Source organism: Plantactinospora sp. DSM 117369 (assembly GCF_053764795.1).
This window is the reverse complement of record NZ_CM132446.1, coordinates 6569074-6593967: the sequence shown is the minus strand read 5'-3', so window position 1 is coordinate 6593967 and position 24894 is coordinate 6569074. Positions and strand designations below refer to the sequence as shown.

14 protein-coding genes and 1 pseudogene are annotated in these 24894 nt (G+C 71.8%); 5 read left to right on the top strand and 10 right to left on the bottom strand.

Annotation, left to right across the window (positions count from 1 at the left end; all coding sequences use genetic code 11):
• Positions 1-60: 60 nt before the first annotated feature.
• The 5 genes and pseudogenes from ACSMXO_RS28030 to ACSMXO_RS28010 all read right to left on the bottom strand — a co-directional run bounded on the left by ACSMXO_RS28030 (position 61) and on the right by ACSMXO_RS28010 (position 9568).
• Positions 61-345, bottom strand: coding sequence for a hypothetical protein (locus tag ACSMXO_RS28030; protein WP_455414487.1), 285 nt, complete (start codon positions 343-345; stop codon positions 61-63).
• Positions 342-6377 (bottom strand): hypothetical protein, encoded by a 6036-nt coding sequence (locus ACSMXO_RS28025; RefSeq protein WP_455419456.1) that lies wholly within the window; start codon positions 6375-6377, stop codon positions 342-344. Before ACSMXO_RS28025 ends, ACSMXO_RS28030 begins: the two co-directional genes overlap by 4 nt.
• Before the next feature lie 2067 nt (positions 6378-8444).
• Positions 8445-8828: pseudogene (locus tag ACSMXO_RS28020) on the bottom strand (WXG100-like domain-containing protein); the annotation flags it as partial.
• Between the two features lie 18 nt (positions 8829-8846).
• On the bottom strand, positions 8847-9188 hold the full coding sequence (locus ACSMXO_RS28015; protein ID WP_346258420.1) for a hypothetical protein: 342 nt from the start codon (positions 9186-9188) through the stop codon (positions 8847-8849).
• A complete protein-coding gene (locus tag ACSMXO_RS28010) occupies positions 9176-9568 on the bottom strand; it encodes a YbaB/EbfC family nucleoid-associated protein (RefSeq protein ID WP_455414486.1) in 393 nt (130 codons plus the stop codon). The genes ACSMXO_RS28015 and ACSMXO_RS28010 overlap by 13 nt, the downstream gene beginning before the upstream one ends.
• Before the next feature lie 126 nt (positions 9569-9694).
• Here ACSMXO_RS28010 and mycP point away from each other — a divergent pair, with 126 nt between their 5' ends.
• A complete protein-coding gene (gene mycP / locus ACSMXO_RS28005; protein ID WP_455414485.1) occupies positions 9695-10990 on the top strand; it encodes a type VII secretion-associated serine protease mycosin in 1296 nt (431 codons plus the stop codon).
• Between the two features lie 184 nt (positions 10991-11174).
• On the opposite strand, the gene ACSMXO_RS28000 is transcribed toward mycP, so the two are convergent.
• Both ACSMXO_RS28000 and ACSMXO_RS27995 read right to left on the bottom strand, forming a co-directional pair.
• The gene (locus ACSMXO_RS28000) at positions 11175-11471 is read right to left on the bottom strand and encodes a hypothetical protein (RefSeq protein ID WP_346258417.1); all 297 of its coding nucleotides are present in this window, start codon (positions 11469-11471) and stop codon (positions 11175-11177) included.
• 31 nt (positions 11472-11502) lie between these two features.
• Positions 11503-11853: a WXG100 family type VII secretion target gene (locus ACSMXO_RS27995; protein WP_455414484.1), complete on the bottom strand. Its 351-nt coding sequence runs from the start codon at positions 11851-11853 to the stop codon at positions 11503-11505.
• 194 nt (positions 11854-12047) lie between these two features.
• Here ACSMXO_RS27995 and eccCa point away from each other — a divergent pair, with 194 nt between their 5' ends.
• The 3 genes from eccCa (at position 12048) to ACSMXO_RS27980 (ending at position 17900) form a co-directional block, all read left to right on the top strand.
• Entirely contained in the window at positions 12048-16049 is a 4002-nt protein-coding gene (gene eccCa / locus ACSMXO_RS27990; RefSeq protein ID WP_455414483.1) for a type VII secretion protein EccCa, read from the top strand.
• Between the two features lie 86 nt (positions 16050-16135).
• A complete protein-coding gene (locus tag ACSMXO_RS27985; protein WP_346258414.1) occupies positions 16136-16450 on the top strand; it encodes a hypothetical protein in 315 nt (104 codons plus the stop codon).
• 1 nt (position 16451) lies between these two features.
• Positions 16452-17900, top strand: a complete 1449-nt coding sequence (locus tag ACSMXO_RS27980) for a hypothetical protein (protein ID WP_455414482.1) — start codon at positions 16452-16454, stop codon at positions 17898-17900.
• Positions 17901-17992: 92 nt separating this feature from the next.
• Here the strand turns inward: ACSMXO_RS27980 and eccB are convergent, their stop codons facing one another.
• Together eccB and eccD are read right to left on the bottom strand one after the other, a co-directional pair.
• Positions 17993-19417 carry a type VII secretion protein EccB gene (eccB, locus tag ACSMXO_RS27975; RefSeq protein ID WP_455414481.1) on the bottom strand — a complete coding sequence of 475 codons (1425 nt, stop codon included), beginning with the start codon at positions 19415-19417 and terminating at the stop codon, positions 17993-17995.
• A 1-nt stretch (position 19418) separates the two neighbouring features.
• Complete coding sequence (gene eccD / locus ACSMXO_RS27970; RefSeq protein WP_455414480.1) at positions 19419-20801, bottom strand: type VII secretion integral membrane protein EccD; 1383 nt, start codon at positions 20799-20801, stop codon at positions 19419-19421.
• Between the two features lie 718 nt (positions 20802-21519).
• Between eccD and ACSMXO_RS27965 the strand changes: the two genes are divergently transcribed.
• The gene (locus tag ACSMXO_RS27965; RefSeq protein ID WP_455414479.1) at positions 21520-23688 is read left to right on the top strand and encodes an FG-GAP repeat domain-containing protein; all 2169 of its coding nucleotides are present in this window, start codon (positions 21520-21522) and stop codon (positions 23686-23688) included.
• A 58-nt stretch (positions 23689-23746) separates the two neighbouring features.
• Here the strand turns inward: ACSMXO_RS27965 and ACSMXO_RS27960 are convergent, their stop codons facing one another.
• Positions 23747-24829: a hypothetical protein gene (locus ACSMXO_RS27960; protein ID WP_455414478.1), complete on the bottom strand. Its 1083-nt coding sequence runs from the start codon at positions 24827-24829 to the stop codon at positions 23747-23749.
• Between the last annotated feature and the right edge of the window lie 65 nt (positions 24830-24894).

The following is a 24894-nucleotide window of genomic DNA, read 5'->3' as shown; positions in this document are numbered from 1 at the left end:
TCTTGGACCGCCTTGGACTGTGCCCAGGGCCGGGCGGTTCTCCGCGGGTCCGCGAAGAAACTACGACGGACGACCGAGGCGGAGGGTGCGTTGGCGGGCTATGTGGAAGGCGCGTACCGCCTCGGAAACGGCGACCGCACCCTCGCGATCCCAGATGGTGTCGTCGCCGAACTCCAAACCGGAGACCAGCAGGACGGGACTGCCGGCGATGTCGACATTCTCGGCGGTGAACTCGTACTCGCGGGTCTCTCCGTCGTCGTCGACCACGCTGACGGTGTAGGTCGAGTCGTCCTTTACCGCCATGCCGGTCAGCCGCCAGCGGGCCGGGGGTAGGTTGTCCGTCATTCTTTGAACACCGCGTTTCCGTTCCAGTACTTGAGGAATTCGTCAAGGTCCATAGCGTATGACGAACCGCCGCCCCACGGGTCGCGGATCATGATCCGCCCGTCGGCGCGTACCCCGTCGACCACGACCGCGTGTCCGATGGAGTTGAGCGGGTCCTTGAGTTCCGCGCCCCAGGGTGCGCGTTGGTTGAGTAGGTGCAACACGTCGGGGCCGACGTACCCGCCGCGCCAGTCTGGGCCGAGCGCATTTGGCAGGCGGGCGATCGGCGCTGGCGCGCCGAGCGTATCGATGAGGTCATCCTGCGACTTTCCGGACAGCATCGCGCCGACAGCGGAGACACAGGAGGCATTGTTCTGCTGCGCTATCGCCCCGCCGGGCATTTCGTCGATCGTACGCCAATTGCCGCCGGCGCCGGCCATGGACGGTGCGGTACTGCCCTCGCTCGGGTCGCGGAAGACCAGGACGGTGGCACCGCCGAAGTCCGGCACGGTCAGGCGCCCCGGACCACGATCGGCGAGCCAGGCATTGACGGCGCCGTGCAGCACCTCTGCCAGCCGGGCCGGGTCACTGATGACGGCGGGGTCGACGTAGAGCCGGTGCGCCCCCTTCGGCTGAGGTTCGAGCATGGCCACGCCGGCGTCGGACCCGTTGGAGCGGGGCCGGACCTCTAGCTCGAACGAGCCCTCCTGAGTGATGACCCGGACCCCACCGGACGGGGTGAGACGCAGATCGCGCAGGCCGCCCGGCGCCGCGACGTTTACTGTGGACCACCCCTTACGGGCCATCACGTCGAGCGCTTGGATCAGGTTGTATCTCACGGGCTTTTTCTGATGTTCCTTGTTCACCCAGTCGTGCAACGCGTCCCGCTTCGCGTTGTCCGACCAATCCTCACCGAATTTTCTGCGCAGCTCGGCTAGCTCCGTCTTGCTGTTCAGGTCCAGATTGAACCGGTGCCGAACGTCCTTGACCACGGCCTCCCACCGGGCGTCCGAACCAGCCTGGTCGGCCAGCAGGCCCAGAGACTCCAGCTGTAGCCGCAGATCTCCGCGCAGCATCTTGGGGGGCTGGCCGACGGGCACCCGCTGCTGATTCCGCTCCAGCGCCACGACCCGATCCAGGTCCCTGGCGATTTCCACCAGGCGGTTGACGGCCACCGAGTCCCTGCGACTCAGGCCCACGCCACCGGGGGGATTGTCCCCCGGCCGCAACGCCGTGGCGCCGCTGGGATCTTCGGTGAGAAGGCGTCCAGCGCCGAGCCCCGCCCGGATCGTGCCCTCGGCGACCCTGCTGGCCAACGGCGCCCGCTCGTCATTCGGTACCGGTATCGGCGTGATCTTCTTGGCCGCGATGGCGGCCTGCTCGGCCATCTTGGTCACGTCCTGCGCGATCTCCAGCGGAGTGAACGGGAGGCGTTTGGCCGCTTCGCCGAGCTGCCGGTCGGCATCGATCCGCTGCATGATCGGGGTGACCACGCGCATGACGCCCTCACCGAGGGCGTACGCGGCGGCGTAGGCGGCCGACCCGATCAGCCAGACCGTCTCACTGCCGACGGGAATGTCCGCCAGAAGTAGCGGACCGGCGGCGATCGCCGAGCCGACGAAGCCCGCGACGTGCTTCAGCGACTGCAATCGGACCGACTGCTCCTGCGGGATTTCGGCCGCTCGATCCCGCTGGATCTGCATGAGAATCGCCAGGCGTCCGGATGGCGGATCGGGGCGTTCCTCGCGCGGCGCGCGGCCGAGCAGCTCGTCGATCATCGCCCTGGACTCGATGAGCTGGTTCCAGGCTCTCGCGGCGGCCACTGCCGTCTTGTCGTCGGCCTCCCACGCCGACAGGTGCGTCCAGACCGCCCCGTAGGCGAGGCCGCGCCCGCCCTGTCCGAGCAGGTTCGCGAGCATCAGCTCCGGGGTGGTCTGATAACCGAGGTACAGCGATGGCGCCTGCATCGCCGCCTGTTGGAAGCCGACGCGCAGCGGGTTGACCGGAGCGGCCGCCTGCGCCTTCATCAGTAGATGGCGCAGCTCGTAGGTCTGGCCCGGCGCCGGCTTGAATCTCCATGCGTCGGAAACCCGCCCCACGGTGCGGTTCCACAGGTTCTTGGCTGGCTGGACGACCACCTTGCGGCGCCGGTGCAGGGCGTCGACCTTGTCCTTGACCTCGTCCCTGGATTCGTCGATCGCCGACTGGATGAGTGTGCGAGCTTCTTCCAGTTGCCTTTGCAGTTGCGCGTCGGGCGTCCGCTCCTCGTCGTGGAGCCTCCGAAGCAGGAAGTAGACGTTCTCCGCCCAGGTGTTGCGGACCGTGTCCGGCTCCAGCTTTTCCAGGTTGCCGTACTTGCCGGTCGCGCTCTTCTCGTGCGGATCGGCGGCCTTGTCGGCAACCGCCTGACTGAGCGACGCGGCAAGCATGAGTCCACCGCCGGTGCCGGCCCTGCTCAGGTCCCCGCCGACGAGCTGGATGACAAAAAACGTGGTCACGCTTGACGAAGCAGCATTCAAGACCCGCTTCTGGAGGTTGTCCTTGAACGGGTCGCCCGTACTGCGGGCGGGTGGCTGGCTCACCTTTCCCTCGTCGACCAGCTTGGCCTCGGGGTCGGCGACGAGCTGGACCTCGGGGAACGGCTTGCCGAGGTTACCGTCGGCGTAACTCTGGGCGATATTGCCGATCAGACCGGAGGACACGCTCGTCCACATGCCGACCGGGGCGCGCTCGAAGTCCACGCCGACCAGCACGGTGTTGACGCCGCCGCCGACCTGCGAGACGAGCCGGCGGAACATGTGGGGCCAGTACGGCTTGCGCCCCTCCGGGCCCGCGGTCAGCGCCTTCTTGAGTCTTTTCCCCCGATGCCTGGCCGCGTCGCGCAGCTCGTCGCGGCGGTTCAGCGGGCCGGAATCGCGCAGCTTGTGAACGAGATGCGGCCGGCCCGGCATCGTCGCCTCGACGTACTGTTCGATCAATAGCCGTTCGGCCGGAGTGGCACGGCCGTAGAACCATGTGAGCACCTCGAGCCGGGCACTGCGCGCCGCGACGCCGGCCAACCTTTCCGACTTCTCGTCGAGCGCCTCGCCCGGGGTGACCTGACGCGCGAGAACGTCGTATTCCGCCAGCGCGCCGGCGACCTCGGTGAGGATCGCCGCCTCGCTCGCGTCCGCTCGCACCTGCATCCGGTACCCGCCCGGGACGTTCCGGTCGGGCACGAGCCGTACGGCGAAGTCACGCTGGCCAGGCGCTGTGACCTCGACTGGAATCTGGTGGTAGGAGTCGTCGATGCGTATCCTCACCGCCGGATTCGAAACCTTCAGGTCACGGATTGCGGCACCACGGACATGGCCGGGCGTGAACTTCTCCTTCACTGCCATGTGGAGCGCCCGCTGCAGAGATTGCAGTGCGGCATCGCTCTTCCGCAGCGCGCCGGTGTCGAACATCCGCACCGGGATGATGGTCCGCTTCGCCTTGTCGAGCCAGCTGCGCAGTCCCTTGACCCGCTGCCGGGATCCGGGCTGGTCGCTGAGCAGGCCCGCCTCGGCGAGCTTCGCCACGACCTGGTCGGGCTTGCCTATCCGTTGGGCCCGTTCGACGGCCGCGAGCAGCTCCCTGTCCGGCGCCTGGTCCCCGCTGCGGGCGGTGTGCAGCAGGTCGTCGAGGCGACGCAGCGTCTCGACCGTCCACACCACCGCCTCGGCGACGGCTGCCTTCAGCTCCGCGTCGAGGTTCTCCGCGATGACGAGCCGGGCTTGGCGCGTCGTACCGGGGCCGGAGTCGACAACCGCCGCCAAGCGGGCAGTCTCACCCGCAGGCAGCGCGCCGAGCTGCAGCTCTACGTCGATGTCACCGCCTTGGGTCCGCACCCGGACGGCATACTGGTCGCCCGTATTGACCCGGCCGACCAGTGACGCATCGACCGCAGTCAAGCCGGCCTTGATGTCGTCTTTCGCGGAGCCGAACGCCTCGGCCAGCGTGGCCACCTCGGCCGGCGTGTTCACCCGCGACATCTGCGGGACGAAGGTGGGTGGCTCGAGCTGGGCCCGCAGTCGTTCGATGGCGTCCTGCGCCACCTTCGGGATGTTGGCCCACCGGTCGAACACGACCTCGGCAGGCTCCATGAGCACGCGCCCGTCGGGGCCGCGTACGGGCAGCCCGTCCTGACCGGATCGCGGTTTCGGCGGGTTGACCGTGAACCCGGTCCCGCCGCCGTCTTCCCGCCGAGAGAACCGCACAGGCACGGGGGACCCGTCGCGGAGTTCGATGGTCCCGACCTCGCGGGTTCGCGCCAGCTGGTCCACCCGCCGCCCGGGCGAGCGCCACTCGGCATCGTGGCTCAGCAGTGGCCGGACCGCCGCGAACTCGTCGACGCCGAGGTTCAACAGGGTCAGCCGATGTTTGGCGTGCCGCGCGTCCGGGGCATTCGGATCCGGACGCCCGATGCCGAGGTGGTCGAGCAACAGACCCAACTCGACCTCGATGTCTTGCACGGCTCTCGCCGACGCTGCCTGCCCCGAGGCCGCCTTCGCCGAGGCCGCCTTCAGTTCCGCCACCAGGACCTTGACCTCGGCCCGGTGGCCCTCGTCGTGTGGACTGAGCTTTGCAAGCGACGGATCGGCCCCGGGCCGCAGCGCGTCGGGATGTGCCGGCCCCCCGGCCAGCGACCGCAGTTTCGCCTTGGCCCGGGTCACGAAGCTTTCGTTCCGCAGGGCGGCGTCCTCGGCCAGCTCATGGCTGACGATGCGGTTGACCCACCGCCTGCCCGCTGCTCCGCCAGCGGGCGGGCGGTCAGAGACCACGACCTCGACAACGGGCTTGCCATCGACCACGACGTCGGTCCGGTGCGCTCGGGTGCCCCCGGGCGGAGTGCCCACGATGAACCGCATTGCCGGTCTGCCCGGCATCCGCAGGGTTGCGGTGCGTTCCTTGTTGTTGACCTCCAGCGAACCATGGTCCCGCAACGCCCGCTTCAGATGCCAGAACACCCGATGTGGCGCCGACTCACCGACGGCTGCGGGTGCCCCCGGCAACTCCGTGGCGGTATGGGAATTGTCCGCGTGCGGTCCGGGGTGCGCCGCGGCGGCGAGGTCAGGGAAGGCTCGCGAGAGCTCGTCGGACAGTTCGGCCCGCGCCGACTCCGGCGCCCTGGTGCTGGCCGGCTCAGCGGCTTCGGGCCGGCCGTCGATCCCCTGGGGCGAATCTGACCCGTGCGGATCTCGCCCTCCCGGACCCCGGGTCAGGACTGGATCCCGCCCCCCGCCGGCCAGGTCTTCTCTGCGGCCTCCCGGGTCAGGATTCGTCGTACCACCGCTCGGAAGGCGTGGACCTCCCGCCGGTCCATCACCCGGAACGTCCGGTCCAACGTGTTGTTGGCTCCGCGTGACGGCCGACGGCTGGTCGCCGTCGTGACCGATCAGGGCGTACCGTTCCGCCTCGACCGCCTGTTGTTCGGCCCACAGTGCCCGCGCCGGCGCGGGGATCTGCGGGTCGTCCCACGAGATCGGCCGGTCATCGAGGATCAGCACCTCAGTGCGGACCGGCGACCCGACCCCGAGGAAATCCTCGACGGGCACCGTGTCGGGTGCGTTGCCCGCGACCGTCGTCTCCCGGCCCGTCTGCGGGTCGTAGCCGAGCACGACACGCCGGCCGTCCTGCGACCGGTCCAGCAACGCGTACCCGCGCTGTTGTCCATTGGAGTCGGTGACCACCAGGTACGCCGCCCCGTCGGGTGCCGAACGACTCAGGGTGTCCAGCACGGTCCCGACGTCGGTGGCGAACACCTGCCGCGCCCGGTCGGGCGGGAGGTTCTCGAGTCCTTCGTGCAGCAGGGCGAACCGCGCCCCGGGCAGGCGCCGGGCAAGTTCGGTGCGTACGTCCCCACCACCGAACACCTGGGCGGCAAGGGCACCGGCCAGCACCCCGCGCGGGTCCTGCCCGTCGAGCATGGCGACCCGCACGAGGTTGCTGTCCGGATCCCGCCGCAGCCCGTGCCGCTCCAGTTCGGCGTCGAGCAGGCCGTCCAGCCGCTCGTACTCCTCGTCCAGGAACACGAATTGGTCGGGCCGGGCATGCCCCGCGTCGCCGAACTGGCCATCCTGGTCCGGGCCCGGACCGTTCGGACTGGTACCCGGCCCGTCCGTGCGGGTCGCCCCAGGGTCGGTCGGGCCGGGACTGGTCGGGTCGGGGTCGGTTGGCTCGCTTGGACGCGTCGGGCCGGGGCCGGTCGGGCCGGGACTGGTCGGGTCGGGGTCGGTTGGCTCGCTTGGACGCGTCGGGCCGGGGCCGGTCGGGCCGGTTGGGTGTGCCGGGACGGACGGGCTGGCGCCGGCGACTGCCGGGGTGGTCGGGTCCTGGCCGGCGGCGCGACCGACCGGGGCGGGTGGACCGGCGAGCTGGGTATGCGTGGGGATCGTCTGCGGCGCCGAGGAGTCGACAGGCGGCACGGGGTCGACGGCCGGTGCCGCCGCCGCGAGCGCCCCGGCCGTCGCCGAACCGGCGGTGACGGGCGTACCGGGCAGGGCAGGCTGCGTCGGCTCGGGGCTGGTGGCCTCCGCGACGGGATCGGCCTGCCGGTCGCCGCCTTCGGGTGTCGGGTCGGCCGAGCTGTCGGCGGTGCTGCTCCGGCCCCGGCCGGTGCCGGACTCGGAGCCCGGGCTGTCGGGGTTGGCCGCCGGGCCGGTCGGTACGCCGGCCTGCGCTGCGCTCGGTGGCGCGGCGGCTCCGGGCGGTGCCGCCGTGGCCCCGCCGGTCCCGGCCGGGACGGTCGGACCGACCGAGGCGAGTCCTGTCGGTGGCCCGCTCGCGGCCGCCACGGCAGGACCGCTCGGATGCATGGCGGAGTACGCGATGGGGTGCACGGCGGTGTTGGCGGCCGGTGTGGTGATTGGCGCGGACGGGTTGGCCGCTGGCGTTCCGACGGGTGGTGGGCCGTCCGCAGACGATCCGTCCGCCGATGGCCCGGCCGCGGACGGGCCGCCTTCCGATGGGCCGGCCTCCGCTGCGCGGCCTTCCGGGGAGCCGCCCCCCGGTGGGCTGCCGGCTGACGGGCCGGCCTCCGCTGTGCCGTCCGCCGGTGCGTCGGTGGCCCCCGAGGTGCCGCTGGGCGCGACCGTCTCGGGCTGGCGCACGGCCTCCAGGTCGGAGGGTTGGGACGGGCGCACCGCCGGACCGGCAGCGGTCTCGGACTGCGTGGGGCCCGAGGAGCCGGAATCGGTTGTCCCGGCGTCGTTCGGCATCGAGTTCGGCATGCCAGCGCCCGGGGCAGTCGCCGGAGGAGCGGCGCTGGTCGCGGGCGGCGCGCTCTGCTGCTGCTGGTTGGTGCCCGGTCCAACCGAGCCCGCATCGCTCACCGGCGGCGTCACGACCTGCTCGGGCGGCCCCACCGCCGCGTCGGGCGTTGTCACAGCCTGGCCGGCCGGTGTCACAGCCTGGCCGGGCGACGAGGGAGCCGTGGCCGGGTCCGGCAGCGGCGCCGCGGGCTGATTGATCGGTGGGTTCCCGTCGACGGGCACCGGCGACCCGGTCCCAACGGCGGGCCCGGTCGTGGGCGTCGAGCCGAGCTGGTTCAGCTGCATCCCGGCATGCAGGGTGTTGGCGGCACCCGCACCCATGAGTCCGGCGCTCAACCCACCGTCCCGTACGGCGGTGACGTAGCCGTTGATGTCCCCGAGGGCCGCCCAATCGCCGTTCACGGCCTTGTCGGCGGCGTAGCTGGCCGTCGGTGAGGTGAGGCCGTTGTTGACGATCGCCTCGGCGGCGATCGCCGGGTGGCTGGCAAGCGGCGCGGGGACCCCGGCTCGGCCGAGCCCCCGCTGTACGGCATCGATGATCGTACCGGTGGCCACCCTCCGGAGGGCGTCCCCGGCCACCTCCCCGCCGGCGCCGGCAATGCCCGAGATCAAGAGGTCCTTGCCACTGAACTGGTCGCGGTGCCCCGTGGCCATACTGACGAGCTGTGTCGTGGTGCTGTTGCCCATCTCGGAACCGGCCCCGAGAACGGCCTGCGTGAGGAGATGCTTTGCCACTTGCAGGGGCCCGCCGGCCGCCATCTGCCCGGCCCTTTCCGCGATCAACGTCGCCAGGCGTCCGGCAACCCGCGACACCACCGCGGCGCCACCGCCGATGGGGAGCAGGGCGACGAACAGCGCCGCGCTGGCGCCGATCTCGACCCAGATGCTGATCTTCGTCTCGATGATCGTCCGGCCGTACTCGCGGGCGCCCTTGGCCAGTTCCCGCAGGACCTGTAGGAACGGGAGAAACTCGGCGGCGAGGACACGCACAGTTTCCGCGAACTTGAATCCGTCCACGTCCACCCAGACCGTGGGCAGCTGACCGGCGATCGCCTGAATGTCGGCGGCGGCTCGCTCGATCACTCCGGCGGCAGCCTCCAGGGTGTCCGCGAGCGCGTACGCCTGGGTCTCGCCGTCCTGCGGCCACGGGTTGGCCAGCGCCTTGACCTCTGCCCACAACCCGCTCGGGTCGGGCGGCTCGGGGATGTCCATGGCGTGGCCCGCCGACCGCTACGACTGGTCCGCTCGGGGCACGTCCCTGATGACCTGCTCGGTTTCCGCCTTGGTGATCTCGTAGCGGTCCACGGCGAGATGGCCCGTCTCCCCCCGTCGCTCGACCTTGCCGATCAGCAGGTCGATGTCGACCGCGAGCTGCTCCGCCACCGGGTCGAACGACTCGCGGAAGCTCCGGCCCAGCCGGTCCTTGCCGAGTTGGCCGGCCTGGGATTCGATCCCAGCCTCAGCGCTGGTCCAGCCGGCCCGGAGCGTGGCGGCCACTTGGCTGAGCACCTGCATCACCGCCCGGGTCGACCCGATGTCCATGCCGATGCCGTCGCCGGTCACTCCCGCCATAGCCGCCGACTCCTCTCCGCCTCGCCGTCGAGCAGCCGCAGAGCCGGGTCGAACAAGGGGTCCACCCCGTCGTCGGTCCCGGCACCGGTCACCCGCCCGGCGATCCGGGCCGCGTCCTGGGCCGCCGCCTCGGCCGCGTCCCGGATGGTCCCGGCGATGCTTCCGGCCAGGGCCGTTGAGTCCGGCTCGCGGTAGATTCGTGGATCCAGTTCGAGGTCGATCAGCTCACCCCGGCCGCCGACCGTGACGGTGACCAGCCCGTCCGCCGAGTAGGCGGTGATGCGGATCTTGTCGATCCCCTCGCGCATCGCCAGCAGATCCTCGGTCAGCCGTGCGTACTCGGCGAGCCGCGCGGACAGCTCGCCAACTGAGATGTCCAACCTGGCCTCCCCACGTGGTCCACACCCGATAAGCAGCATGTCGCGGCCCCGGCCGCTCCGGATGACACTGACCTGTTCCGGTCACGAATGGCCAGGACCCGGAGCGCGGTCGGAGCATGCATCATCGTGAAGAGACCCACCGCCGTTCTCCTGGCCATCGCGGTGGCGGTGGCCGTGCCCTCGGTCTCGGCCGGGCCCGCGTCGGCCGCGCCGCCGGCCGGCGCCTGCCGGGACCCGGAGCCCGGGCGGCCGGCCATCACCGACCTGCCGTGGGCGCAGCAGTTGCTCGACCTGCCGGGGGCCTGGCGGCACAGCACGGGTGCCGGCGTCGTCGTTGCGGTGGTCGACTCCGGAGTGGACGCGGACCATCCGCAGTTGCGCGGGCGGGTGCTGCCCGGTCGGGACTTCTTCCTCGTCGGCGACCTGCGGGGCAACTTCGACTGCGTCTCGCACGGCACCGCGGTCGGCTCCATCATCGCCGCCGGGCCGGCGGGCGGGGTCGGCTTTCGCGGGGTCGCGCCCGGCGCGCGGATCCTGCCGGTCCGGATCACCGACCGCGAACTCAACGACCAGGGCGAGCCGAGCCCGATCGATCCCGCCGCGGTCGCCCGGGGCATCCGGTACGCCGCCGACCACGGCGCCAAGGTGATCAATCTGTCGCTCTCCGGCTACGGCGACTTCCGCGCGGTACGCAACGCCGTCCGCTACGCGCAGTCCAAGGACGCCCTGCTGGTCGCGGCGGTGGGCAACCGGCAGGACATCGGGCCGACGGCGTCGTTTCCGGCGGCCTATCCCGGGGTACTCGGAGTCGGCGCGATCGACATCGCCGGTGCCCGCTCATCAGGTTCCCAGGTCGGCGACTACGTGGACCTGGTGGCGCCGGGCACGCGGGTGGTCGGCGCGACCAGGGCGCGTGGACACACCTATCACGACGGCACCAGCTTCGCCGCACCGTTCGTCGCCGGCGCCGCCGCTCTGGTGCGTTCGGCCTGGCCCAAACTGACCGCGGAACAGACGGCCCAGCGGCTCATGGCGACCGCCGCACCGGCCCGGGGCGGCCGGGCCAGCCGGGAGTTCGGTGCTGGCGTCGTCGACCCGTACCGGGCGGTGACGGAGGGGCTCTCCGAGCGCGACCCGCTCGCGATGCCCGAGGTGGTGCTCCCCGCGCCGGATCCGGACGCGGTCCGCGTCGCCGCCTGGTGGGACCGGACGAGCGCCAGCGCGAAGCTCGGTGCGGGCGCGGGTGCGCTGGCTCTCGCGCTGGCCGCGGTCCTGGCCTGGGCGCTGCCGCGGGGCCGGCGCCGCCGTTGGCTGCCGGGGCGGGCGGAGCTGCTGCCGGCCGCCCCGCCCCGCGACGAGCCACCGGAGGAGATCTTCCTGTTTCCGCCGCCCCCCGTCGAGGAGCGGACGATCCGGAGCTGACCTGCTCCGCCGCACCCTTGGCCCGGGGGCGGCACCCTTGCCCGGACTGTTCGCGGGGCGGTGGACACCCTTGGGTGGACCCTTGCCGGGGAGCTGGGTGCGGAAACGCATGTCGCGGGGTCGGCCTCGGCGCAGCGGCCCCGGGATAGCCGGGCCCGCTGCGCCGAGCTGGTGTCCGCGCCGATCAGGTGTCCGGGATCAGCCTGCTGACTTCCGCCAGAGTGCCCTGGTAGAGCTGGTTCGCCCGGTCGACGGCGACCCCCAGCATGACGAGAAATTCGTTGTTCAACCGGTCGAAGTTCAGCGCCGCAGTGGTGACCTCGTTGAATTTGGCGCCGGCCATGTCCGGCCAGTCCTCCACGAGCTGGCCGATGACGGACGACCAGGTGTCGTGTTCGCCGTCGAAACCGGCGCCGGTCGTGGCGATGCCTTGCCGGAGGTGGTCAAGAGCCCCGAATTCGGCTCTGATCCAGTCGGTCATGTGCCGAGTCCTTTCTGCTAGGTCCGGACGATCAGCCGGCGACCGGGCCGCCGAGGTTACCGCCGAACGGCGCGGCCCCGCCGCCGGGCTGCGTCGCCCTCATCAGCCCTATCGCTTCGAGGTTGGTGTTGTTGTACTCGCCGCTGCCCTTCTGCAGGGCGACCGACTGCTCGCGGAGTTTGCGGACGCAGTCGTCGCCGGCCGCGCGCCACTCCGTGTGCTTGTCCTTGAAGGCCTGGTCTGCGCCTCCCCGCCATGTCGCGATCACCTCCGCCACGATCGCCTCCAACCTGTCGATGTACGACGCCATGGAATCGGCGACGACGCTGGTGGACTGCGACGCGGAATCTAACCCTGGTGTTCTACCGGCAAGCATGCTCATCGGCTGCTCCTTCTTGCTGATGCCGGGTGCTGGTGAGCCGGGTCGGCCCGGGCCGCGGGTGCGGCCCCCGGTGTCGACGCTAGGGGGCCCCGGTCGACCGGCGGTCCCGCCGGCACCTTCCGGCCATCCCGGCCCGCGCGTACTCGGCAGCGGCGACGATCCTGGCAGGCGGAATACGTAGGGAGGTCGCGGTCATGGCGACGGTGGTGGTGCGCAGGCCGTCTCGCCGGCCCGCTCCGGAGATGCCAGCCGGAGAGCTGTTACTGGAGGCGCCACCGGAGATCCCGGCGCCGCCGGCCCGGCAGTGGGCACAACTGCTGATGGTGCTGCCCATGATCGCGATGATGGGCGCGATGGTGCTCCTGTTCACGGGCGGCGGCATGTTCGGCGGCAGCGGCTCCGGATCGTACGCGACTCTGCGCTACGTGGTCTTCGGGCTGTTCGGCGTGGCGATGCTCGCCATGGTCGCGGTGGCCTTCCTCAACAGCGGTGGGCCGAGCAAGCGCGAGATGGGCAACGCCCGCCGGGTCTACCTGCGGGGTCTGGCCCAGCACCGGATCCGCGTCGGTCGCGCCGCCGACCGGCAGCGGGCCGCACTCTGGTACCTGCACCCGGACCCCGAGACGCTGTGGTCGCTGGTGCCGAGCTACCGGCTCTGGGAACGGCGCCGGGACGACCTGGACTTCGGCGTGACCCGGATCGGCGTCGGCCGGCAGAGCCTGGCTACTCGGCTGATCCCGCCGGACACCAGGCCGATGGAGCAGTTGGAGCCGCTCTCCGCGCTTGCCCTGCGCCGGTTCATCACCACCTATTCGGCGATCCCGGACCTGCCGCTGGCGATGGCGGTCAACGGGTTCAGCCGGATCCACGTGCGCGGCGACCACGAGCGGGTCACCGGCCTGGTCCGGGCGATGCTGGGTCAGCTTGCCACCCTGCACGCGCCGGACGACCTGCGGATCGCGGTCTGCGCCGGGCCGGAGTGCCGGCCGGAGTGGGAGTGGCTCAAGTGGCTGCCGCACGCGCTGCACCCGGAGCGTACGGACGCGCTCGGCCCGGTCCGGCTGGTCGCCCCGACGATCACCGCCCTCGAAGCGATGCTGGAGGACCTGCTGGGCGACCGTCCGCGCTTCGACCCCGACAACGGGGGCGTCCGCGTCGCCGGCCCGCACCTCGTGGTGGTACTCGACGGCGGCGCGATCGCCGGCTCCGACCACCTGATGACCGGCGGCGGCGTCGAGGGCGTCTCGGTGATCGACCTGACCACCGCACCGCCAAGGGCCCTGGAACGGTCCACCGTGGTGCTGGACCTCGCCGACGACGGCTCGCTGTCCAGCCTCACCACCGAGGGGGAGACCGAGCTGGGCCGGGCCGACACCCTCGCGATGGACGGGGCCGAGGCGCTGGCCCGCCAGCTCGCGCCGCTGCGGCTCACCGGGGGCAGCCGGGGCGAGCAGCCGCTGAACGCCGAACTCGGCCTCGAGGACCTGCTCGACCTCGGTGACCCGTACGCGTTCGACCCCTCGGAGACCTGGGTGCAGCGGCCCAGCCGGGACCGGCTGCGGGTGCGGTTCGGCATCCGGCCGGACGGCACCCCCATCGAGCTCGACCTCAAGGAGTCGGCGCAGGAGGGCATGGGCCCGCACGGGCTGTTGATCGGCGCCACCGGCTCGGGCAAGAGCGAGTTGCTGCGTACCCTGGTGCTGGCGTTGGCGGTGACCCATCCGCCGAACATGCTCAACTTCGCGCTGATCGACTTCAAGGGCGGCGCCACCTTCGCCCGGATGGACCGGCTGCCGCACACCAGCGCGGTGATCACCAACCTCGCCGACGAGCTGCCACTGGTCGACCGGATGGCCGACGCGATCAACGGTGAGCTGATCCGGCGGCAGGAACTGCTCCGGGCGGCGGGCAACTTCTCCTCGCTGCGCGACTACGAGAAGGCCCGGGCCGCTGGCGCGCCGCTCTCCGAGGTGCCGACGCTGTTCGTGGTCTGTGACGAGTTCAGCGAGCTGTTGTCGGCCCGGCCGGACTTCATCGACATCTTCGTGCAGATCGGTCGGGTGGGCCGCTCGCTCGGCGTACACCTGCTGCTGGCCAGCCAGCGGTTGGAGGAGGGTCGGCTGCGCGGCCTGGACGCCCATCTCTCCTACCGGATCGGCCTGCGTACCTTCTCCGACATGGACAGTCGGGTGGTGCTGGGCGTACCCGACGCGTTCTCGCTGCCCCGGGCGCCGGGCCACGGATTCCTGAAGTTCGGTACCGAGCCGATGGCGCGGTTCCGCTCGGCGTACGTCTCCGGCGTGCACAGCCCGATGGTCGGGACCGCCACCGGTGCGGGCGAGCCGGAACAGCTCGGGCTGATCGAGTACACGACCAGCTACCTCGCTCCCCGGATCGAGGCCGAGGAGGAGCCCACCGAGCCCGAGGAGGATCCGGACGAGGCGGTCGGGGAGAGCCTGCTGGACATCCTGGTGGAGCGGATCGTCGGCCGGGGCACGCCGGCGCACCAGGTGTGGCTGCCGCCGCTGGCGGAGTCCCCGACCCTGGACGGGCTGCTCGGCGGGTTGACCATCGAGCCGGGGCGAGGGCTGCGGGCGGTCCCGCCCGACCGGTGCGGATCGCTGCGGGCGGTGGTGGGGGTCGTCGACCGGCCACTGGAGCAGCGGCGCGATCCGCTGGTGTTGGAGCTGGCGGGTGCGGCCGGACACGCCGTGGTGGTTGGTGCGCCACGGAGCGGGAAGAGCACCGCGCTGCGTACCATCATCGCCAGCCTCGCGCTCACCCACACGGCGCGCGAGGTGCAGTTCTACTGCCTGGACTTCGGCGGGGGCGCCCTCGGCTCGCTCCGGGGGCTGCCGCACGTCGGCGGAGTCGCCGGCCGGCAGAACCCGGCGGCGGTGCGGCGTACGGTCGCCGAGGTGGCGACGCTGCTCACTGAGCGGGAACGCCGGTTCGCCGACCGGGAGGTCGACGGCATGGCCAGCTACCGGGCGCTGCTCGCGGGCGGTGCTGTCACCGACGACCCGTACGGCGACGTCTTCCTGGTGGTGGACGGCTGGCTGACGTTCCGGAAGGAGTTCGAGGACCTCGAGGAGGTGGTTGCCGGGATCGCCGCCCGCGGCCTGGCCTACGGGGTTCACCTGCTCGTCGCCTGCTCGCGCTGGTTCGATCTGCGGACCACGGTGCGGGACCTCTTCGGCACCCGGGTGGAGCTGCGGCTCGGTGACCCCATCGATTCCGTGATCGACCGGAAGGTCGCCATGCGGGTGCCGGCGGACGCACCCGGCCGCGGGATCAGCGTCAGCAAGCACGAGATGCTGATGGCGCTGCCGCGCGTCGACGGCCAGCGGACGTCCGACGACCTGGCCGCCGCAGTGGCCCGAATGGTCGACGCCGTGCGCGGCGCCTGGACCGGTGACCCGGCGCCGGCGGTGCGGATGCTGCCCAACCGGGTGCCCTACCTCGACCTGCCGCCGGCGGACGACCCGCAGAACCTCCAGATCGCGATCGGCATCGCCGAGCAGGATCTCGGGCCGGCGCGGCTGAACTTCGACTCCGAACCACACGTGTTGCTCTTCGGCGACATCGAGTCCGGCAAGACCGGGTTCCTGCGCCTGCTCGCCCGCCGGATCGCGCACACGTACGAGCCAGCGCGGGCCCGGGTGCTCCTGATCGACCACCGGCGGGGGCTGCTGGGCGAGGTGGGCAACGAGCACCTGCTCGGCTACGGCACCGATCTGGCCACCACCGCGCACCTGATCGCGGAGGCGGCCCGGGGGATGGCCGACCGGCTGCCCGGACCCGACGTCACCCCGGAGCAGTTGCGCAAGCGGGCCTGGTGGGCGGGGCCGGAACTTTTCGTCCTCGTCGACGACTACGACCTGGTGACCACGCCGGCGAACAACCCGTTGCTGCCGCTGCTGCCGTACCTGCCGCAGAGCCGGGACATCGGTCTGCACCTGGTGGTCACCCGGCGTACCGGCGGGGCCGGCCGGGCGATGCACGACCCGTTCATCGCCCGGCTCCGGGACGTCGGCTCGGCCGGCCTGCTGCTGTCCGGGTCGAAGGACGAGGGACCGCTGCTCGGCGGGCTCAAGGCCGAGCCGCTGCCGCCGGGCCGTGGGCGGCTGGTCACCCGCCGGGGCGTACCGCAGATCGTCCAACTCGCCTGGCTGCCACCGGGGGATCCGGCCTGACCGCTTGCGGTCGTCGGGCACCCTGCCCGCCGAGGCGAATGCTGAACTGAACCCACCGCACCGACCCCAGTGGACCGGGAGGACAGATGACACATCCAGGAGGCGGGCTGCTCAGTGGGCAACCCGACGCGATGCTTAGCTACACGCTCGTCAGGACCAACCCGCCGACAGAGCAGCTTTCCGGTTGCGGAGGGCTGGAGGAATGCAAGACGTTCGTCGAGGCGAACAATAGAGCCCTCGAGGGACTGAAGAATTTCATGACCGCTGTCAACACCCGCTTCGACGGGTTCGAGTACGCGGCCCGGCAGGGCGGCCACGAGTATCTCGCCGCGAACGAAGAGAACCGGATCTCCATCGAGGGCGTGTTCAACCCGACCACGCCGACGCCGGGAGGGAATTGACATGGACTACCGCGCGGAGTTCGAGCGGCTGGTGAAGATCATGACGGCCGAGAAGGACCACGCGGTGGTCGTGCTGTCCCAGGCCGGCGTGTGGCAGCGAGCCTCGGAGGAGGTGGCCGCGGCGGCGAAGTCGATAAGCGAGGAGACCACCGCGCTGAACGGCGCGTGGCCCGACGGCAACGGCGACAAGATGCTCAACTCCGCCATGAGCGATGCGGTGGTGATCGAGGGGAGGAGCGAAATTATCGCTACGGCGGCGCCGTGGGAGGCGATCCGGCTCGCCGGTGACGACATCATCCCCACCTATTACTTCGTCCAACAGCAGTACGAGTTGGCCAAGCCGCTGATCGCACAGCTCGAGGCGGTCGACAGTCTTTCCGGCGGGTTCGGGGCCGATGCCGGCTGGGCGATGGGCGGTGGCATGCTCGCGAGCCAGATCGAGGCATACCTCCGGGCCGCCAATGACAGGATGGCCAATCTCGGCAGGCTCTTCGGCGACGCCACCAGAGCGGTGACGGCTGCCGCGAACGGGGACATCTGGCTCCCGGACCCGTTGGGCACGCTGCCCGCCGACACCCCGTCCCCGGCCCTCGGCCCCGGCGGCAACACTGTCGGCCCCGGCGGCAACGCTGTCGGCCCCGGGCCCGGAGCCGTGCCGCCGGGCAGCGTCCCCAACGGCACGTCGGAGATCCCCGCCCAGGGGGGCGAGGCGACGACGCCCGGCGGAGGCACAGCGCCGTCTCTCTCCGGCCAGCCATCCACACCCACCCTGCCGTCCACCGGCGCCCCGTCCCCGGGCGGAATAGGTCCCGGTGGACCCACCCCGCCGATCGGCGGTGGCCCCGGCATCGGTCCCGGGATCCCGCCGATGATCCCGCCGATCGGCGGTACCGGCGGAAACGGACGGGTGCCCTCCGCGAATCTCGGCGGCGCCCGCGTCCCGGGGGTGAACCTCGGCGGGCTGGGCGGCGGTGCCGGCGCGGCCAGCCTCGGTGGTGGTGCCGGTGCGGGCGCTGCCTCGATCCCGCAGGCGGCCGCCCCGGTCGGCGGGCCGGCGCAGGTCGCGCCGAGCGGCCCGCCGCCAGCGCTGCCGCCCGCCACCCTGGCCGGGACTTCGGCCTCGGCCGGCGGCACCCCGCCGATGATGCCGCCCATGATGCCGCCGATGGCCGGAGCCGGGGCGGGCTTGGGCGGCGGCGGGGGATCGGGCGCGGCCCGCCCCTCGGGCACCGGCCGGGGCCGTGGATCCCAGAACCCCACCCCCGGCATGCCCGCGTTGCTGAGCGGCAAGGCGGGCAAGGGCGACCCGCACGCGGTCCCGCCCAGGGCCCGACTGATCCGGGAGACGGACGCGCCGGCCACCGTGGAGCTGATCGACGAGGACCTGTGGCAGGTCGGCGAGCGGCGCACCGAGGAGTCCCGCCCGGCGGCGCGGATCCACCGCCACTGACCTCGGTTACCCGACGCGTCGCGGCCCCGGGAGAAACCTCTCCCGGGGCCGCTTCCGGCTGACCCCGACCGGAACCGCCGGCCGGGACCAGGTCAGGTCTGGCTGTGACGCATCGCGCCGTCGTGACTCAGGGTGGTGCCCATCGGCAGGCGGCTGACCACTCCGGCCGGCATGCGTACCGGGCGTACCCCGGGGTAGCCCAACACCTCGAGGACCTTCGGCTCGGCCAGCGGGTGGGCGATGCCGAGGTCCGTGACCATCAGCAGGGTGCCCGCCGGAGCATCCGGGGCGGGCATCGACTCCACGACCGCGGCCCTGCCGCCCGGCACCAGCACCCGGTCGGCGAGTCGAGTACCTCGGTCGGTGCTGCCTGCGGTCTGCCGCATCGGGTCGACGCCCGGCATCGCCGGGTCCAGCAGCACGGTCGGCACCGGCCCACCCGGGGCGAACACCAGGCACATGGTGGTCGTCGTGGCGCCGGCCGCGAACTCCGGCGGCAGCACGGGCGGATCACCGGCCGCCACGGGTACGGCGGGCGCCTGCTTGGCCCCGGCCGCCTCCAGCAGGCTGAGCGGGACGCCGGCCGGCTTCTTACGGGGGTACGCGGCGGCGGTCCGGCGGGAGGCGAGCTGGATGTCGTACTGCAACTCGCTGATCGGCCGCAACTGACCGACCTCGGCGAGATAGTGCTGTACGCCCCCGGAACTCGTCGCCACCAGCAGCTGGCCGGCCCGGATGTCCTTCCGGCCGGGCACCGCCCGGGATTGCTTGCCGACATCCCGCACCGCGATCGGCGCGATCGACCGGCCGGCCGGCAGCACGTCGAGCACCGCCGGGCTGATCGGGATCGCCGGTCCGGCGCGCAGCGCCACCTCCACGGCGACGGTGTCCGCCTTGTCGATCGCATGTCGGTATCCGTGCCACACCAGGTGACGCTCGCCGGTTCCGGCCACCGCGACCAGCAGCGCGCGCTCCGCCAGCGGGTCGCCCGCCGCCGGCCGGTGCCCGACCATCAGCACCGACTCGGAGACGGCCGCCCCGGTCCGGTCCCGGCCAGGCTGGGAGCAGAACGTCCATTCCCCGGCGAGCAACCGCTTCGGCGCGGGCAGGGCGTCAGGCGCGTCCGGGATACCGATGCGCGGCCCCCGGGGCGCCCCGAGCAGCGAGTTGCGCGACACGACCCGGGTCCGCGCGTGCCGCTCGAGTGCAAGCAGGGCCGAGGTGTAGTTGGCAACCGGATGCAGCCGGCCGTCCAGGTAGACGTAGCGGGTCCCGGTCTCCTTCTCGACCACCACCGCGTCGCCGCCGCGCCAGCTCTTGGCGCCGCCGGGCACGATGATCCCGTAGATGCCGACGACGGCCAGCGCGATGACCGCGAGGGCGATGCCACCGTACGCGGCGTAGACCGGCCGGCGGAACGGAGGCTGCTCCGGGTCGCTCTCCCTGGTCACCAGGCCCGAGATCACCCGCTGCACCAGAAACTGGTACGCGTGCAACTGGTCGCGCTTGGACGCCATGTCAGCCGCCCAACCCGCGTACGTAGCCGTACAGGCCGAGCACGGAGCAGACCACCGGCAGGACCGCCAACACCACCAGCACCTCCAACAGCTCCGCGTACCGTCCCAGGTACGGGCCGGGCCGGCGGACGCTGTACACCACGGCGAGCAGCGCGACGAGCCCGCCGGCCAGCAGCAGGACCGGTCCGGTCACGGCGAGCAGGTCCGACCGGTCGGCCATCAGCGGCCCGGTGGCCAGGGACACCGCCCCGGTGAGCCCGGGGAGCAGCAGCGGCAGTCGTTGCCGCCCGATCGGATACAGCCGGGCGCGGAGCAGGAAGCCGATCGTCAGGACGGTCACCAGGATCGTCGCGGCGGTGCCGCCGGCGCGTACCAGTAACACCTGGCAGACGGCGGCGGCCAGCGCCAGGCCGGCCACCATGCCGGTGAGCAGGCTGTCCGCTCGCAGTACGGCGGCGTACACCGCGGTCCGGGGTGGCTGCGGGTCGTCGCGTACCAGGTCGGCGGCGACGCGGGGCAGGACCGGCATCGGTACCCGGCTGAGCCGGATCGACAGCGGGGCGAGTACCGGTGAGAACGCCAGACCGAGGCCCGCCACGAGCGCGGCGGTCTCGTGCGCCTCCAGCGCCTCCAGGGTGGTGAGCCAGCCGCCGATGACGCCGGACAGTCCGGCCGTGGCACCGGCGACGAACAGCGCGGCCCGGTCCACCACACCGAGCAGGCCGACGATCGAGGCGAGGAGGAGCGCGGCTCCGGCGGTCAGCAGATGCGGCGCGCCGAGCGCGGTCAGCGCGCGGTCACCGGCCAGGGCGAGGCCGCCGCCCGCGACGGCCAGCGGCAACGCGACCAGCGCGCTGACCACGCCGCCCCCGGCGTCGCCGGCCGCCCGGGCCAGCACGACACCGACGGCGAGCAGCAGGCCGGCCGTGCCGAGTGCCCACCCTGCCGGACCGGACCACGGCGGTCCCGCCCGTAACACCGCGACCAGGCAGAGCAGGGCGGCCAGCGCGCCCACGCCGAGACCGGCGGCCCGGGTGTGCGCAGGACCCCAGGCGCCGCCGAGCCGGGCCGAGCCGGTGGCGATCGCGTCGACCAGGTCGTCGTACTCCAACTCGGGCCAGTCGGTACGGGCGTGCGTCAGGTACAGCACCTCGCCGTCCCGTACCCGATGCCCGGCCAGCGTACGGGCCGGCTCCAGCGTGGTCCCGTCAACCCGGCGCAGCGCCCACCCGCCGGCACCCACCCCGGCGTCGGCGAGGCTCTCGCCGGCGTGCGTCAACAGGGCGGGCAGCAGTTCGGCGAGCGGCGACCGCTCGGGCAGGGCCAGGTCGATCCGCCGGGCCGGCGCCGCGACGGTCACCCGGACCAGGCCAGTGTTGTTCATGGCAGCTCCGCGACATCCGACCCCGGCGGCGAACTGCCGGAGGGCCCACCCGGGGCGGGGGACGCACCCACCCTGACTGGACCCGATCCGCCAGGGAAGCGGGTCGGCAGCTAGCGGCCACGCGCTTGCCGTCGCATCCCGGCCGGCTACCGTACAGATCGCCGCGATTAACGAATGGCTGTGACCGACTTCAACACAGGTCCTAGCACAGAACTGGTGAAGGTGTGGAGAAGATCGGCGGTCCGCGGAGGATCTTCGAGCATGGGTGAGTGCCCGACACCCGGCAGCGCCGACCGAAATGGCACAGCTGCGGCAGAGCGTGGACGGCGATATTGTCGTGCACGCCAGCGCCACCCGGGGTTGCAGGCCCGGACCCTGACACTCGAAATCTCCGAGCAGGACCCGACCACGCCGGAGCCGGGCGAGCGATGGCCGCAGGAGTCCCGAGTCTATTTCCACGATTGGCTCACCGCCCTCGCGCGGAAGTTACTAATCAGCTTTGCGGTGGACGACTTCGGGGCGGCTACGCGTTGATGGCTCGTTGTCGAGCTGTCTCTCCACAATGGTTAGACGTACCGTCGCGTTGACGATCATCGGTGTCGCCAACCCGACACATTGTGCTTGTCGGCCATCCTCCGCAGCCTCCGTCGGGCAGAATCCGAGCAGCCTGGATTTCACAATCGTGAATGGATCGGGCATTGCGACGGGAAGGGTGAGCATGGGGGTACGTCACATTATCGCCGCGTCCACGGCGGCGATGATCTTCTTAGCTACGCCGGGCGCGGCTCTCGGCGCGCCGCCGCCGGGAGGGCTTGCGAGCAGGGCCGGAACCACGGTGGACGATCCGCCGGACACCGAGGTCCCGAGTGACCCCGCGGAGCTGCCTCCGCCGCCGGAGGCCTCGATCCTGGAGAAGGAAAAGGCCGGCCTGGTCGTCGGCATGCCAGCCTCGTCCTGGGAGGAGTACGCCAAGGTCGACTATCAGTTCACCATCGAGCTGTGGCGCCGCGCGGTCTTCGACACCGAGGTACGCGCCGGCGCGGAGCTGGCGATCGGCACGTACACACCGGAGACGCAGCGGTGCGATGCGTGCACCACGTTCATCCGGACGAACGTGCACGCCGCCAACGACCGGGACATCCGGCAGGAGACCAAGGATCGGACCGCGGCCTTCGAGGCCCGCTACCGGCGTCAGGCGGTCGCCGACATGGTGGACTACACGTTCCCGGACGCGTCCGCGGTCGGCTCCGGTGACCGCAACTTCGCCTTCAACGTCTGGGAGCACCTGCGGGCCACCAAGCCGTGGGCGACCCGCTCGATCGCCGCGGCGGCCGCCGCGGTGACCGCCACGCCGGACGCGCGGGTCGAGTTCCTGACCTCGTTCGGGGCAAGCTACTTCTACCCCGACCAGGCCGACCATCTGGCCGACATCTACGAAGGCGACCAGGAGAAAAGGGCGGAGGCCGAGCGCCGCGCCAAGCGCAAGTACGCGGGCATCGCGGTCGGGACCTCGTTCGGGCAGCCGGGCAACGAGGACGAGTCGTGGTATCTGGTCAGCGACAGCGTCTTCCTGGACCGCCTCTACACGAGAATCGAGAGCGACCCGTTCTACACGTTGACCTCGCACGCGATCGCCATCGTGCTGTACGACGAGGGCCCGGCCCAGTGGCGGGAGTTCATCGACAGGGGCATCCACGACGTGGCCGCCCAGGACGAGGAGCGCCGCCGGGTCGAGCGGTACGAGGAGATGCGCGCGGTCGTCATCGGCATCCGGGACGAGGCCGAGCGGCTGGCGTACAAGAACCGTGCCGTGGCCGCCAACGCGGCGCTCGCGACCGGCAAGCTCAGCGCGCTGATCACCTTCGAGCAGACGTACGACCGGTTGCCGCCGGACGCCAGTGACCTGACGGCGTTCTACGACAACGGCACCGCGGCCTCGACGCTGTGGGTCTTCGGGCACGTCGGCCGCCAGACCGGCACCGCCCGCCGGGTGTGGAGTGCGCCGGCCGGGTGGCGTGCCCTGAGCGCGCAGCCGGTCAACGGTGAGTTCGATGGCAGAGCCGGGCAGGACAGCGCGGTCCTCTACAAGCTGGCGAACTTCAGCTACCGGCTCGAAGTGTTCGGCAACGTCGATGCGTTCACCGGCGCGCCCCGCACGGTGTGGGAGGCCAAGCCGGCCACCTCGACCACGGGCTACACCCTGCAGACGCCGGTCGCCACCGACGTCAATGCCGACGGCCGTACCGACATTGCCGTCTATGGCACCGACGCGGCCAAGAGGCCGATCCTGATGACGCTGTACGGCGAGGCGGGCGGCACGTTCCGGCAGGAGGTCGCCACCGCGCCCGCCGCGCTGGTGACCGGCCGGGTGGTGGCCGGGGACGTCGACGGCGACCGCAAGGGTGACCTGGTGACGTTCGTCCAGCACGCCACCAAGGGTGCGCAGATGTGGCTCGCCCTGGGCGGCGACAGCGGGTTCGCCGCGCCGGTGGAACGCTGGTCGAACACCGGGGTGAAGCTGGCTGAGGCCGGCACGCCGGTGATGGGCGACTTCGACCGGGACAACCGGGCGGAGGTGGTCATGATTCGCAAGAAGACGGCCACGACCTCGGGGGTGTGGCTGCACGACAACATCGCCTCGGGGACGGTCAGCTTCGCGGAGAAGCGGGCGTCGCCGACGGCGTGGACGTTCGACGCGCTGTTCCCGGTCGCCACCGACGTCAACGGTGACGCCCGGGTCGACCTGGTGGTGATGCGGCGAGACGAGGACGCGAAGGCGTCGCTCTGGTCGATCCGGGCCAAGTCCGGCGGCTTCGACCCGGCGGTTCAGCCATGGACCTCGGCGAAGGGCAGTTGGCGGATGGCCAACACACGGATTTCGCACTAGCGCGCGGGGAGCGGAAAGGGCCGGGTCACCTCGCGGCGACCCGGCCCTTTCCGTTGGTCTAGCTGACGTCGGGCCGGATGTCCTCCTCCGCGGCGAGCGCGTCGGCGACCACCTGCTGCCAGTACGCCGCTCGATCGCGGGCGTTGCGGCTGTCCCGCTCCCACGCGTCGCGGTTGCCGCGCGCTGGCTTGGTCATCGCCTTCCAGTTCGGCCCGGTCTGTCGCAGCGCGAGTTGGTAGACCGCCGCCCACTGTTGCGCCTGAGCGTCGGCGGTCTGTTTGGCCGCCAGCCACCCGGACGCCGAGGGCGCGGCCCCGGCGGCCACCTGACCCCAGGCGTCGGCCGCCTGCTGCTGCAGCGCTTTCTGCGCCTCACCGCTGGCCGCTTCGGCGGCCGCCTGCGCCTCCAGCGCGGACCGCTGGAGCCGGTCCACCGCGGCGAACCAGCGCATTTCCTGGTCGGCCGTGGTCAGCTGGAACCGCTCAAGGTCCAGCTTGCCGAAGCTCGACCAGGCGTACGTGTAGAACTCGACGATGTCGCTGTCGGTGGCCTCCGGCCGCAGCGCCCACGCCGCCGCGATGCGCACCTGCTCGCCCTGCGCCGTGTCGCGCAACTGGGCCACGTAGTCGCGGTCGTACTGGCGGAGTGCCGCGGCGTGCGCGCCGTCCTCGTCTCTCGCGCGCTGGTCGGCGGCCCGCGCCTCCTCCAGCCCGAAGCGGACGAAGTACTCCTTTTCCGCAGCGGGAGCGGTCTTGGCGGCGTTCGCCGCGGACCACACCCACGGAGACGTCTCGTACGCGTGGGTGGCCAGCACCCGCGCGATGATGTGGTCGTTCATCGCCGCGTCCTGCTCGGCGCGGATCGTCGCCTGGCACCACCCGGCGGGGATGAACTCCCACACCGCGACCTCGCCGCGCGGCGAGTTGAGCGCGGTCATGGCCGCGGCCCGCACCGCGCCGTACGGCGAGGCGACGGCCAGGTGCGTGGCGAGCGCCCGCGGGGGCAGCAGTGTGGTGGGCGATCCGACGGTGAACTCGCAGGGAATGCTGCTCGGTTCGGCGGCGAGCACGGGCGTCCCCGCGGTGACGCCCGTGACGGCGGTGGCGGCGACCAGAGTGCCGGCCAGCCAGGTGCGAATCATGCTTGCTCTCTCCCCGTTCTCGTAAATTCGGACCGTTTACTGTGGCACCGGCCAAGATCAGAAAA